Source organism: Streptomyces sp. A18, from assembly GCF_059026065.1.
This window is the reverse complement of the sequence record NZ_JBWLKL010000021.1, coordinates 1-13,062: the sequence shown is the minus strand read 5'-3', so window position 1 is coordinate 13,062 and position 13,062 is coordinate 1. Positions and strand designations below refer to the sequence as shown.

Sequence of the window (13,062 nt, the reverse complement as noted above, 5' to 3'; positions counted from 1 at the left end):
GTAGAAGTGTGAAGTTACGCGTCAGTAAAACTTTCCAGTAATCACTGGCGCGATCCCTCACGGCCCCCGTCACGGGCCCCTCCCGGTGCCCCCGGCCCCGTTCCGGCTCCTACCGAGGGGGCTCCACCAGCCCCACCTCGTAGGCGATGATGACCAGTTGGACCCGGTCACGGGAGTCCAGCTTGGTGAAGAGCCGCGCCACATGCGCCTTGACCGTGGCCACGGTGATGACGAGCTCGGCCGCGATCTCCGCGTTCGACAGGCCGCGTCCGACCAGCGTGAGCACCTCGCACTCGCGGTCCGTGATGCCGTCCACGGTCCGCCGCACCGAGGGCGTGGGCTCGGGCCGCGCGGCGAACTCCTCGATCAGGCGCCGGGTGACGCTCGGCGCGATCAGCCCGTCCCCGGCGGCCACCACGTGGATCGCCGCGAGGATGTCCTCCAGCGCCATGTCCTTGACGAGGAATCCGCTCGCGCCCGCGCGGAGCGCCCCGTACACGTAGTCGTCATCGTCGAAGGTGGTGAGGACGAGGACGCGTGTCGTCGCGCCGGACTCGCTCATGATGCGGCGCGTGGCCTCGATGCCGTCCATGCCGGGCATGCGGATGTCCATCACGACGACGTCGGGACGTACGTCACGGGCCAGTCGGACCGCATCGGCGCCCGTCCCCGCCTCCCCCACGACCTCGATGTCGGGGGTGTCGACCATCAGGACGCGCAGGCCCGCGCGGACGAGGGGCTGGTCGTCGGCCAGGAGGACGCGGACGGCGGGGCCGGTCACCGCGCCGCCTCCGGCGGCAGGGGCAGCAGGGCCGTCACCCGGAAGCCGCCCTCAGGGCGCGGTCCCGCGGTGAACCGGCCGTGCAGCAGGGCGACGCGCTCGCGCATGCCGACGAGGCCGAAGCCGATACCCGCGGGCAGTCCGCCGCGGCCGTCGTCCTCTATCCCGAGGGACAGCTCGCCGTCCCGCCGCGCGACGGTCACCCGGCAGGTATCCGTTCCCGCATGGCGTACGACATTGGTGAGGGCCTCCTGAAGGATGCGGAACGCGGCCAGGTCGATGTCGGCGGGCAGCGGCCCGCGCTCCCCCCGCCATATGACCTCCGCGTGGACCCCGGCGTCGAGCGCCGACGCGGCGAGGCGGTCGACGTCGGCGAGCCCGGGGGCGGGTTCGCGGGGTGGCGCGGCGGACGCGTCGCGGGCGGAGCCCGTCCCATCGGCGGCTCCCGGATCCGGTGCGTGAACGGCTCCCGGCTCCGGCTCGGGTCTGCGCAACGCGACCAGCGTCCGGCGCAGACCCGCGAGGGTCTCCCTGCTGGTGGCCTCGATGGTGGTGAGCGCGTTGCGGGCCTCCGCGGGCTGGGTGTCGATGACCCGGCTGCCCACGCCCGCCTGGATGGCGATGACGCCGATGCTGTGCGCGATCATGTCGTGCAACTCCCGTGCGATGCGCAGCCGTTCGGCGGTGACAGCACGGGCGGTGGCCTGGGCGCGCAGCACGTCGGCGTGCGTACGGCGCTCGCGGGCCGAACTGCCCGCCGTCCAGGCCGCGATGAGGGCGACGGCGATGAACGCGACGGTCTCGCCGTTGTTGCTCGCCCAGCCGGAGGATCCGCAGCCGCCCGCCTGGTACGGGGGCCGGCAGTCGCCGTCGGGCGGGAAGGCGAAGAGAGTGATGGCCTGCGTCGTGAACGCCATGAGGGCGGCGACGACGGAGGTGCGGCGCGGCCGGGTGGCGGCGAGATAGCCGACGGCGCAGACCCCGACCAGCGTCTGGAGATAGCTGACCTCCGTCTTGCGCATCTCCATCGTGGCCGCCACCGCGCCCAGCAGCAGGAAGGACAGCGCCGGCAGTGGCCTGCGTCTGAGGAGCGAGGCGACCACGGCCGTCAGCGCGATCGACGCGAGGACCATCAGAAGGTCGAAGCCCTGCTGTCCGTGGTCGAAGGTCACGTACGTGACGAACGGGTGGACGACGGCTCCGCTCCAGGCCAGGGCCGCACGCACCGACGGCCACAGACGTCCGGGCACGCGTCGGCCCCGTACCTCCTCGGTCGCGGGCTGACCTGGGTCGATGTCCATGCGCCGATCGTATGTGCCCGTTGCCCGCAGGGGTATTGGCCCACGGTCCTACGCCCGTGGGCTACCGAGCCGCGGCGGGTGTGGCCTTCGGCCCGATGCCGTGCGGCCCCGGCCGGCGGCACCGTGGGCCACGTGATTCAAGTCGACGAACTGACGAAGCGATACGGCGCCAAGTACGCCGTACGGAAGCTGAGTTTCACCGTGCGCCCGGGGCGGGTCACCGGGTTCCTCGGACCGAACGGCGCGGGCAAGACGACCACCCTGCGGATGCTCCTCGGCCTGATCGAACCCAGCGACGGAACCGCGACCATCGACGGCCGCCCCTTCCGTGACCGGCCGCGCGGCCTGCGGCACGTCGGCGCGCTGCTCGACGCGGGCGACGTGCACGCCGGGCGCACCGCGGTGGCCCACCTGGCCGCTCTGGCCCGCGGCAACCGCATCCCGCGGGCCCGGGTCGACGAGGTGCTGCGCGAGGTCGGCCTCGCCGACGTGGCCCGGCAGCGCACCGGCGGATTCTCGCTGGGCATGCGGCAGCGGCTCGGGATCGCGACGGCTCTCCTCGGCGATCCACCGGTGCTGCTCTTCGACGAACCCCTCAACGGGCTGGATCCGGAAGGCGTGTTGTGGGTACGAGGGCTCTTCCGGCGCCTGGCCGCCGAGGGCCGCGCCGTCTTCGTGTCCAGCCATCTCATGTCCGAGATGGAGAACACCGCCGACGAGCTCATCGTCATCGGCCGGGGCGAGTTGATAGCGGCCGAGAGCCTCACGGACTTCGCGGCGCGGGGGACTCGGCTGAGCGTGACCGTGCGTACGCCGGACGCCCTGACGCTGGCGGACGCACTGAGCGCCGAAGGCGCGTCGGTGGAGGCGGACTGCGACGCGCTTACCGTGACCGGTCTGCCCGCCGCCCGTATCGGCGAACTCGCCTTCCAGCGACGGGTGTTGCTGCACGAGTTGACCACTCGGACCGCGTCCTTGGAGGAGGCGTTCATGGAACTCACCGCCGACAGCGCGGAATACCTGGCAGGAGAAGCCCGATGACGACGACACTCGCCCTCGCGGTCGCCGCGAAGGAAGAACCCCGCGCCCGATTCCGCGACCTCGTGGCCGCCGAGTGGATCAAACTCTGGTCGCTGCGTTCCACGTACTGGGTCCTCGGGGTCGGCGCGCTGGTCGTCGTCGGGATCAACGTGAACTCCGCGCGGTCCAACGCCGATCACCTCGCGCACCTGCCGCCCCCGGACGGCCTGGATCCACACATGCGGTTCGATCCGCTGCACACCGCCTTCGTCGATCCCGCCTGGCAGATCTTCATGGTCATCGCGGGCAGTGTCGGCGCCATCGCCGTCTTCGGCGAGTACACCAGCGGTCTTGCGCGTACGACGTTCGCGGCCGTCCCCGACCGGCGCGCTGTGGCGACGGCCAAGGTGGCCGTCGTGGCGGCGGTGATGCTCGTGCTCGGCGCGGTGGTGTCGGGGGCTTCGTTCGGCGCGACCCAGGCGATCCTGAGGGAGTACGGCGGCCTGTCGCTCGGTGATCCCGGCGCGCTGCATGCCGTCGCGGCGGGTGCTCTGCTCGCTCCGTTGTGCGCGCTGGTCGGCATGGCGGTCGGCGCCCTCGTGCGGCACGCCACGGGCACCGTCGTCACGACCTTGATCACGCTGCTCCTGCTCCCCGCGCTCTTCCAGAGCGATACCCATCGCTGGGTCATGGAGATCGGCAACGCGATGCCGGTCACCGCGTGGCAGAAGCTGGTCGAGAACCCTTCGATCGGCTTCCCGGAGGGCCCGTACCCGGTCTCGGTCACCGAGGCGTGGATCGTGTTCGCGGTGTGGCCGCTGGTGGCGGCGGCCGTCACGGTCGTGACGGAGCACCGCCGCGACCTGTAGCCCCCCGGAACTCGGTTACGCGGTTACGCGGTTACGCGGCCAGCGTTCCCGGCACGATCGCGCCGGGGCCGAACTTCGCCCGTGCCCGGTCGGCCACCGCCTCGATCCGGCGGGCCCTGTCGTCCACCGGGTCGAACATCAGCTGGTGGGCGGCGTGCTCGGCGGGGCCGAGCCCTTCGGCGCGCAGCGAGATGCCGCGCACCCGGGCCCGCTGGAGGCCGAGCGCCTCGTACATCCGGTACGCGGATCCGGTCAGGGCGGAGGAGTGCGCGGTCGGCTCGGGCAGCGTACGGGTGCGGGTCGTCGTGGAACGGTCGGCGTACCGCACGGTGAGGGTCAGGGAGCGGCACACCTGGCCCTCGTCGCGCATCCGCGCACCGAGTTCTTCGGTGATCGAGAGCAGCGCCCTGCGGTGCCGCGTGGGGTCCAACTCATCGCGGGGGAAGGGCCGTTCCGAGGCAAGGGAGCGGGCGGCGGCATTCGGCACGACGTGCGCGCGGTCGACGCCGTGCGCCTTCTCGTGCAGCTCGCGGCCGGCGCGGGCGCCGACGAGGCGCTGCAGCGTGGACAGCGGCGCGGCGGCCACCTTGCCGACGGAGTCGAGCCCGTACGAGCAGAGGGTGCGGGCGGTGGCACGTCCGACCCCCGGCAGTTCGCCGACCGGCTTCGGTCCCAGGAACTCCGCGACGGAGCCGGGGTCCGGGCCCACCACCCGGGTCACGCCCGGCACGGCGTCCCGCACGGCCATCCGCGCCACCATGGGCCCCGGCCCGGCACCGATCACACAGTCCACTCCGTAGAGGGCGAGCGCCCGCACCCGTATCACCGAGGCGAGCTGGACGGCATCACGCCCGAAGTAACGCATCGCTCCCCGTATGTCGACGACCGCCGAGTCGGGCGGCAGGGCTTCGACCCCGGGGGTGAACTCGGATAGCAGCGAGAGCAGTTGGGGGAGGACGGCTTCGTACATGGGCGGGAGGAGGAAACGCACGTGGAGAACGCCCGCAGGCTCGGACTCGGACTCGGGCTCGGGCTCGGAATCGGGTTCGGAATCAGACACCCGCATCGGCACCCAGCACCCACCCTCGCCCTCCCCCGGCGTCTCCGACATCTCCGGCGTCTCCGGCGTCTCCGCCCGCTCCCGCTCCGCCCCGCTCATCCCGCACTCCCCGGGCTCTGATGCCACAACTTCCGCCCTGTCGCCGCCCGTTCACCGGGTGGCTGCAGGTCGGCCCAGGGGTGCATCTCGTACCCCGTGGACATCCGGATGCGGCGCCCGCCGTCCGCCGGGGGCGAGGTACCGTCGCCCGCCGGGGATCCGTCAGGCTCTTCCTCCGGTCCCGGCTCGGCGAGCCGCGCGCCCACCGCTTCGAGCCCGCCCTCCTGCCGCAGCTCCACCAGTTCCGCCAGGTTCCACGCCGCCGCGCCGACCACGCTGAGGCTGCGCGGGCCGCGCCGCTGCACCACTCCGCGGACCAGGAGCAGCCAGGAGTGGAAGACGGTGTGCGCGCACCGTTCGTGGGCGTCGTCGAAGAAGGCCAGGTCGACCAGGCCCGTACCGTCGTCCAGAGTGGTGAAGATGACCCGCTTCCCGGAGCGGATCGGCGGGGTCTGGGTGGCCGCCTTGGCGCCCGCGACAAGGACGGTCGCCCCGTGCTCGGCCTCCCGGAGGCGACGGGCCGTCAGCACGCCGAGCTCCCGCAGGAACTCCGCGTGGTCGCCCATGAGATGGCGCGAGGAGTCCATGCCCAGGACGCCGAGCTCGGCGCTGAGCCGTTCCGCGTCGTCCAGGTCGGGCAGCCCCGCCGGGGCCGTCTTCCGCCCGCCGGACAAGGGGAGTTGACCGCCGGACGCACCCCGCGAGCCCCGCCGGAGCTCCGTCAGGTGCAGTTGCAGATCACGGCGGTTGGCGCCGAACGCGTCGAGCGCACCGACCTGCGCAAGCCGCTGCGCCACCGGTTTGCCGGGCCTTGCCCGCTCCCAGAAGTCGAGGAGCGAGGCGTAGGGCTGCCCGTCCGCGATCCGCGCGGCCTCGGCCTCGCTGATGCCGTGGACGTCGGAGAGCGCGAGGCGCAGGCCCCAAGCCTCCCTGGGCTCGGACACCAGTTCGATACGGTGAGCGACCGCGGACCGGTTCACGTCCAGCGGAAGGATCGGCACCCCCCGCCGCCGCGCGTCCGCGAGCAGCAGCCGCTTCGGGTACATGCCGGGGTCGTGGGTGAGCAACCCGGCGTAGAAGGCGGCCGGGTGATGGGTCTTCAGCCACGCCGACTGGTATGTCGGCACCGCGAAGGCCACCGCGTGCGCCTTGCAGAAGCCGTACGAACCGAAGGCCTCGATGATCTCCCAGGTCCGCCCGATCGTCTCGGCGTCGTACCCCTTGGCCGCCGCCTGCTGCGCGAACCAGAACCGGATCCGCCCCTGCGACTCGGGGTCGGAGAGCCCGCGCCGCACCCGGTCCGCCTCGTCGCGCCCGCAGCCGGTCATGATGTCCACGATCTCGATGATCTGCTCGTGGAAGACGACGACGCCGTACGTCTCCTTGAGCGGCCCCGCCAGGTCCGGGTGCGGATAGCGGATGGGCGCGCGGCCGTGCCGGGCCTCGATGAAGGGCCGCACCATGTCGGCGGCGACAGGACCCGGCCGGAAGAGCGAGATGTCCACGACCAGGTCGTGGAAGGTCGCGGGCTGCAGCCGCCCGACCAGGTCCCGCTGGCCCGGCGACTCGATCTGGAAACAGCCCAACGTCTCGGCGGACCTGATGAGTTGATACGTCGCCGGGTCCCCCGGCGGCACCGCGTCCACGTCCACCCGCTCGCCCGTGGCCCGCTCGACCTCCCCCACCGCGTGCGCCATCGCCGACTGCACCCGCACGCCGAGCACGTCGAGCTTGAGCAGCCCGAGGTCCTCCACGTCCTCCTTGTCGAACTGGGACATGGGAAAGCCCTCGCCGCTGGTGGGCACGACGGGCGTACGCGCGAGCAGCGAGGCATCGGAGAGCAGCACCCCGCACGGGTGCATCGCGATCCCGCGCGGCAGCGCGTCCAGCGCCTCGACCAGCTCCCACAGGCGACCGTGCTTCTCCGATTCCCCTGCCACCGCCCGCAGTTCGGGCAGCTCGTCCATCGCAGAGCGGGCGTCCCGCGCGCGGATGTGCGGGAAGGCTTTGGCGAGCTTGTCGATCTCGGCCGGATCCATGGAGAGGGCGGCGCCCACGTCCCGGATGGCGTGGCGGACGCGGTAGGTCTCGGGCATGGAGACGGTCGCGACCCGCTCGGTGCCGAAGCGGCCGATGATCGCGCGGTAGACCTCGAGGCGGCGGGCCGACTCCACGTCGATGTCGATGTCCGGCAGGACGGCACGGCGCGTGGACAGGAACCGCTCCATGAGCAGGCCGTGTTCGACGGGGTCGGCGTGCGCGATGCCGATGAGGTGATTGACCAGGGACCCGGCTCCGGAGCCGCGCGCCGCGACGCGGATCCCCAAGTCGCGTACGTCGTCGACCACTTGGGCCACGGTGAGGAAATAGGAGGCGAAGCCGTGGTACGCGATGATGTCCAGCTCGTGGTGCATCCGCTCCCAGTACTCCCGGCGGGAGTCATGGCCGCGCAGCACCATGCCCGCAGCCGCCCGCGACGCGAGCACGCGCTGCGCGGTACGGCGGCCCGCGCCGACGAGGTGCGGCTCGGGGAAGCGCACGGAGCCGATGCCGATGTCGTCCTCGGGGTCGACGAGGCACTCGGCGGCGGCCGTCTGCGTCTGCTCGACGAGACGGTGAGCGGTGTCACGGCGGAATCCTGCCGCCTCCACGATCCGCTCGGCGTTGCCCAGCATGGCGTCGGCGCCCTTCAACCACCGCTCCCCGCTGTCGAGTTCCTTGGTCGGGTCGACGGGGACGAGGCGGCGCGCGGCGTCGAGCACGTCGGCGACCGGACCGAGGCCCGCGTCGGCGTAGCGGACGGCGTTGCTCAGGACGGGGCGGACGCGCTGCTCGGCGGCGAAGCCGACGGTGCGGGCGGCGAGGCGGAGCGAACCGGGTCCAGTGCCCTCGCGGCCGTGCCACACGGACTCCAGGCGCAGCGCGTCTCCGTAGCGCTCGCGCCAGGGGGTGAGGAGGCGGGCGGCGCGGTCGGGGCGTCCGGCGGCGAGCGCGCGCCCCACGTCGGAAGCGGGGCCGAGCAGCACGGTCATGCCGTCGCCGTGGTTCTCCTCCCACGGGAGCACGGGCCGGGCCTCGCCGCTCCGGTGCGCTGCGGTGATCAGGCGGCACAGCGCGGCCCAGCCGGTGGCGCCGTCGCGGGCGAGGAAAGTGACGCGCGGGGTCGACTCGTCGATGAAGGCACCTCCGCGCACCGGGGTCCGTCGCCGCGCACCGCCTGCCGGGGCAGGCTCACCCACCGCGAGCTCGGTCCCGAACAGGGGCCGCACCCCCGCCTTCGCGCAGGCCTTGGCGAACCGGACGGTGCCCGCGAGGGTGTCCCGGTCGGTGAGCGCGAGGGCGTCCATGCCCCGCTCGGCGGCGCGCTCGGCGAGCCGCTCCGGGTGCGAGGCGCCGTAGCGCGGGGAGAACCCGGAGACGGTGTGCAGATGCGTGAACCCTGGCACACGCACCTCCTGAACCCTGAACCGATCCGACCTCACATCCCCCGCCTCCACCATAGACCAAGTTTCGAACGTACGTACGACACCCGAGTCGAACGGCACCCCTCGTCGCCCATTCGGCCCCGCCCACCTGCGGGAACGACAGAGGCCACGGAGCGTGGGTGCATGAGTTTCACCGATGAGTTGAAGAGCGCCGTCACCCCGCGAGCAGCCCTGCTGGTCATCGGTGTACTGGCCCTGCAGCTGCTGTTCATCGCCTCCTACGTAGGGGCCCTGCACGACCCGAAACCGAAGGACGTGCCCTTCGGAGTCGTCGCTCCGGGCCCCGCGGCCGAGGAGACCTCGGACAAGCTCGGGAAACTCCCCGGTGAACCACTCGACCCGCGCGTGGTCAAGGACGAGGCCGCGGCCCGGCACCAGATCATGAACCGCGACATCGACGGCGCCCTGATCGTCGACCCCCGGGGCACCACCGACACCCTCCTGGTCGGCTCGGGCGGCGGCACCGTCCTGGCCACCGCGCTGGAGAAGATCGCCACCGAGGTCGAAGGGGCCCAGAAGCGGACGGTCAAGACCGTGGACGTGGCCCCCGCGTCCACCAAGGACTTCGACGGCCTCTCGTCCTTCTACCTGGTCGTCGGCTGGTGCGTCGGCGGCTATCTGTGCGCGTCGATCCTGGCGATCAGCGCGGGCTCCCGGGCCGCCAACGGCCCGCGCGCGCTGATCAGGACCGGCGTCATGGCGCTCTACTCGATCGCGGGCGGCCTGGGCGGCGCGCTGATCATCGGGCCGATCCTCGGCGCCCTGCCCGGCAGCATCATGGGCCTGTGGGGCCTGGGGTCACTGGTCGTCTTCGGGGTCGGCATGATCACGCTCGCCCTGCAGTCGCTCACCGGCATCGTGGGTATCGGCCTCGCGGTCCTGCTCGTCGTGATCGCGGGCAACCCGAGCGCGGGCGGCGCCTTCCCGCTGCCGATGCTGCCGCCGTTCTGGAAGGAGATCGGCCCCTGGCTGCCGCCGGGCGCGGGCACCTGGGTGGCGCGCTCGATCGCGTACTTCAAGGGCAACGCGATCACCGGACCGATGCTGGTGCTCACCGCCTGGGCCGTCGTGGGCACCGCCGTGACCCTGGTCATGTCCGCGCTGCGCGGCGACCACCAGCCGGGCCGGCGGCCCGCGATGGAGGACACGGGAGACACCGGCGCCCACCGCCGGTGAAGACCCGCTCCCCGCGGCCGTTGTCAGACCCGGGTGCGAGGCTTGAGCAATGATCACCACCCTGGCGGTCGAGAACTACCGCTCCCTGCGCAAACTGATCGTCCCGCTGGACCGCCTGAACGTAGTGACGGGCGCGAACGGCACCGGCAAGTCGAGCCTGTACCGCGCGCTGCGCCTGCTCGCCGAGTCGGCCCGAGGCGGTGCGGTGGCCGCGCTCGCCCGCGAGGGCGGGCTGCCCTCCGCGCTGTGGGCGGGCCCCACGAAGGCGGAGCCGACCAGCCTGCGCCTGGGCTTCGCGGGCGACGAGTTCGGGTACGCGGTCGACTTCGGGCACCCGATCCCCACCTCGGGCGCGGGCGCCGAACCCTCCCTGTTCAATCTCGACCCGGAGATCAAGCGCGAGTGCACCTGGGCGGGCCCCGTGCTGCGCCCCGCCGCGCTGCTCTGCGACCGCGCGGGCCCCACCGTGCGCACCCGCACCGCCGACGGCGGCTGGCACCGCACCCAGGGCATCCGCCCGTACGACAGCATGCTGAGCGAACTGGCCGACCCGCAGCTGGCCCCCGACCTGCTCAGGCTGCGCGAACTGATCCGCTCCTGGCGGCTCTACGACCACGTGCGCACCGACGCCGAGGCTCCTGCCCGCGCCGCCCGCGTCGGCACCCGCACCCCCGTCCTCGGCCATGACGGCGCGGACCTGGCGGCGGCCCTGCAGACCATCCGCGAGATCGGCGATCCGGCGTCCCTCGACGCGGCGGTGGACGACGCCTTCCCCGGCAGCCGGGTGGGGGTCGTCGACAGCGGGGGCCGTTTCGAACTCCAGCTGCACCAGCGCGGATTGAACCGCCCCCTCGGAGCGGCCGAGCTCTCCGACGGAACGCTGCGCTATCTGCTGTGGGCCGCTGCCCTGCTCACTCCCCGGCCACCCTCGCTCCTCGTCCTGAACGAGCCGGAGACGAGCCTGCACCCGGATCTGTTGCGCCCCCTCGCGGACCTGATCCTGACCGCGACGAAGGACACGCAGATCGTCCTGGTGACCCATGCCCGCCCCCTCGCGGACGCCATCGAGAAGGGCGCCCCGCGCCACCGCCTCGACGTGAACTCCATAGAACTGCTGAAGGAGTTCGGCCAGACGACGGTGGCAGGGCGCGAAGGGCCACTGGACGAGCCGCTGTGGTACTGGCCCAAGCGCTAGGCCGCGCCCCGTCAGGGGCGCGGGGAACTGCGCGGCAAGCCACACACGGCCCGCGGACGGCGAACCGGATCAGGCGCGCTTCCCGTTTCGCAGAAAAAGTCCCACCCCTGCTCTCGCAGGGGTGGGACCGGAACTTCCTGTGAAGCTACCCGAAGGGTCAGCCGATCTCCGCACCGAAGGCGCTCAGCGCTTCCGGAACCGGCTGGAAGAACGTCTCGCCGCCCGAGCTGCAGTCACCGCTGCCGCCCGAGGTGAGACCGAGCGCGGTGTCACCCGCGAAGAGCGCGCCACCACTGTCACCGGGCTCGGCGCAGACGTCGGTCTGGATGAGTCCGTTGACGATGTCGCCGTTGCCGTAGTTCACGGTGGCGTCGAGACCGGTCACCGAGCCGTCGTGCAGCTGCGTGGTCGAGCCGCTGCGCTGCACCTTCTGGCCGACGGTCGCGTCGCCCGCCTTGGTGATCGCCTGGGTCGAACCGTTGTAGAGGTTGACCTCGCTCGGGTGCGCGGTGTCGCCGCTGTACTTGACGATGCCGTAGTCGTTCTCGGGGAAGCTGGAGCCCGCGTTCTCACCGATGGCCGGGCCGCCCTGCTCCTCGGACCAGCTGGTGACGGCCTCGGTGCAGTGGCCGGCGGTCAGGAAGTGCGGAGCGCCGTCCTTGACCACGTTGAAGCCGAGCGAGCAGCGGCTCCCGCCGCCCCAGATGGCGTCGCCACCTGCGATGAAGGGCTTGAACTCCCCCTTGCTGTGCTGGAGTTCGGCCTTGCCGCCGAGCCCCTTCACGACCGCGTCGAGCTTGTCCATGTCGGCGCCCTTGACCGTGCGGTCCGCCGTCACGACGACCTTGTTGGTGGCCGGGTCGACCGCCCACGAGGTGCCGGGGATGGACGCCTTGTCGCTGAGCGTCGAGCGGGCGCTCTTGAGCTCCTTGAGGGAGTTCTCGACGATTCTCGCCTTGGCGCCCGCCGACTCGACGGCGTCGGCCGCGCTCTTGTCGAGGACGTTCACGACGAGGTTCTTGGCCTTGGCGTCGTAGTACGTGCCGGCCGCGTCCAGGCCGAGGTCCTTGCCCAGGGACGAGGCGAGCTTTCCGGCCTTCGCGACCGAGAGGGTGTCCGGCGTGGGGGTCGGGGCACTCTCACTCGCGTTCGCAGTCTGGAAGGTGATTCCGGCGGCGATCAGTGCGGTGATGCCCGCACCTGCCACGGCTGCACGTCGCTTGGATATGCGTCGGTGCTTCAAGTCACGTCCTCCTGTGGGGGGTCGGCCCGTTCGGTGTGGGGACCTGGGGACCGGAAGGCGTACCGGCACGGAGTCGCTCACGCTACGAAAGCCGCGTCCATGCCAAAGGGTGCGGCCCACTATCCCGATACCGCCTGGTAGCACACAAGGTCTACTTCAGGACGCGCACTCGACAATCACGTTGCGCCCCCCGTGTCTTCACCGGCGCCGGTCTCACCACGTCGGTTCCCGCTGCAAACACCGCGTGCGAGCGGGTGATCGGCAGCGGGTAAGGACTAGTCCTGTCCGGTTCTCGACGCTCCTGGCGCACCCAGCTCTCCGGCTTCCGAATCCCTCGTACCGAATTCCGGCAGCGCGGCGGAAGCCTGAGGCACGGCGGCGGGGGACTCGGACACGGCAGCGGGAGACTCGGGCACGGCGGCGGGCTGCTGTTGTTGCTGCTGCTGCGTGGACCGCTCCAGGAAGCGCAACAGCTCCACGGGGAAGGGCAGCACCAGCGTCGAGTTCTTCTCGGCGGCGACCGCCACCACCGTCTGCAGCAGCCGCAGCTGGAGGGCGGCCGGCTCGTCCGACATCTCGTGCGCGGCCTCGGCCAGCTTCTTGGAGGCCTGCAGTTCGGCGTCCGCGTTGATCACGCGGGCCCGCCGTTCGCGGTCGGCCTCGGCCTGCCGCGCCATCGAGCGCTTCATCGTCTCCGGGAGCGATACGTCCTTGATCTCGACCCGGTCGATCTGCACGCCCCACCCGACGGCGGGAGAGTCGATCATCAACTCCAGGCCCTGGTTGAGCTTCTCGCGGTTGGAGAGCAGATCGTCCAGGTCGCTCTTGCCGAT

Annotated in this window: 10 protein-coding genes; 4 read left to right on the top strand and 6 right to left on the bottom strand. The window is 71.9% G+C overall.

Annotated elements, in window-relative coordinates; all coding sequences use genetic code 11:
• Positions 1-109: 109 nt before the first annotated feature.
• Positions 110-781: a response regulator gene (locus AC5P1C_RS27430; RefSeq protein WP_493868610.1), complete on the bottom strand. Its 672-nt coding sequence runs from the start codon at positions 779-781 to the stop codon at positions 110-112.
• Positions 778-2,082, bottom strand: a complete 1,305-nt coding sequence (locus AC5P1C_RS27425; protein ID WP_493868609.1) for a sensor histidine kinase — start codon at positions 2,080-2,082, stop codon at positions 778-780. The genes AC5P1C_RS27430 and AC5P1C_RS27425 overlap by 4 nt, the downstream gene beginning before the upstream one ends.
• A 132-nt stretch (positions 2,083-2,214) precedes the next feature.
• On the opposite strand from AC5P1C_RS27425, the gene AC5P1C_RS27420 reads away from it, so the two are divergent.
• Together AC5P1C_RS27420 and AC5P1C_RS27415 are read left to right on the top strand one after the other, a co-directional pair.
• Complete coding sequence (locus AC5P1C_RS27420) at positions 2,215-3,123, top strand: ATP-binding cassette domain-containing protein (protein WP_493868608.1); 909 nt, start codon at positions 2,215-2,217, stop codon at positions 3,121-3,123.
• Positions 3,120-3,971: an ABC transporter permease gene (locus tag AC5P1C_RS27415; RefSeq protein ID WP_493868607.1), complete on the top strand. Its 852-nt coding sequence runs from the start codon at positions 3,120-3,122 to the stop codon at positions 3,969-3,971. The genes AC5P1C_RS27420 and AC5P1C_RS27415 overlap by 4 nt, the downstream gene beginning before the upstream one ends.
• A gap of 31 nt (positions 3,972-4,002) precedes the next feature.
• Here AC5P1C_RS27415 and AC5P1C_RS27410 read toward each other — a convergent pair whose 3' ends face one another.
• Together AC5P1C_RS27410 and AC5P1C_RS27405 are read right to left on the bottom strand one after the other, a co-directional pair.
• The gene (locus AC5P1C_RS27410; protein ID WP_493868719.1) at positions 4,003-4,941 is read right to left on the bottom strand and encodes a DNA polymerase Y family protein; all 939 of its coding nucleotides are present in this window, start codon (positions 4,939-4,941) and stop codon (positions 4,003-4,005) included.
• 185 nt (positions 4,942-5,126) lie between these two features.
• Positions 5,127-8,576: a DNA polymerase III subunit alpha gene (locus tag AC5P1C_RS27405; RefSeq protein ID WP_493868606.1), complete on the bottom strand. Its 3,450-nt coding sequence runs from the start codon at positions 8,574-8,576 to the stop codon at positions 5,127-5,129.
• Between the two features lie 162 nt (positions 8,577-8,738).
• Here AC5P1C_RS27405 and AC5P1C_RS27400 point away from each other — a divergent pair, with 162 nt between their 5' ends.
• Positions 8,739-9,791, top strand: a complete 1,053-nt coding sequence (locus AC5P1C_RS27400; protein WP_493868605.1) for a DUF3533 domain-containing protein — start codon at positions 8,739-8,741, stop codon at positions 9,789-9,791.
• Between the two features lie 49 nt (positions 9,792-9,840).
• The gene (locus AC5P1C_RS27395; protein ID WP_493868604.1) at positions 9,841-10,986 is read left to right on the top strand and encodes an AAA family ATPase; all 1,146 of its coding nucleotides are present in this window, start codon (positions 9,841-9,843) and stop codon (positions 10,984-10,986) included.
• 157 nt (positions 10,987-11,143) lie between these two features.
• On the opposite strand, the gene AC5P1C_RS27390 is transcribed toward AC5P1C_RS27395, so the two are convergent.
• Together AC5P1C_RS27390 and AC5P1C_RS27385 are read right to left on the bottom strand one after the other, a co-directional pair.
• Positions 11,144-12,229: a S1 family peptidase gene (locus AC5P1C_RS27390; RefSeq protein ID WP_493868603.1), complete on the bottom strand. Its 1,086-nt coding sequence runs from the start codon at positions 12,227-12,229 to the stop codon at positions 11,144-11,146.
• Positions 12,230-12,504: 275 nt separating this feature from the next.
• On the bottom strand, positions 12,505-13,062 hold a 558-nt coding region (locus tag AC5P1C_RS27385; RefSeq protein WP_493868602.1), incomplete at its 5' end, for an SPFH domain-containing protein.

Coding starts and splice junctions, on each gene's coding strand:
- AC5P1C_RS27425 (WP_493868609.1), bottom strand. CDS start 2,082: ATGGACATCGACCCAGGTCAGCCCGCGACCGAGGAGGTACGGGGCCGA.
- AC5P1C_RS27415 (WP_493868607.1), top strand. CDS start 3,120: ATGACGACGACACTCGCCCTCGCGGTCGCCGCGAAGGAAGAACCCCGC.
- AC5P1C_RS27410 (WP_493868719.1), bottom strand. CDS start 4,941: ATGTACGAAGCCGTCCTCCCCCAACTGCTCTCGCTGCTATCCGAGTTC.
- AC5P1C_RS27400 (WP_493868605.1), top strand. CDS start 8,739: ATGAGTTTCACCGATGAGTTGAAGAGCGCCGTCACCCCGCGAGCAGCC.
- AC5P1C_RS27395 (WP_493868604.1), top strand. CDS start 9,841: ATGATCACCACCCTGGCGGTCGAGAACTACCGCTCCCTGCGCAAACTG.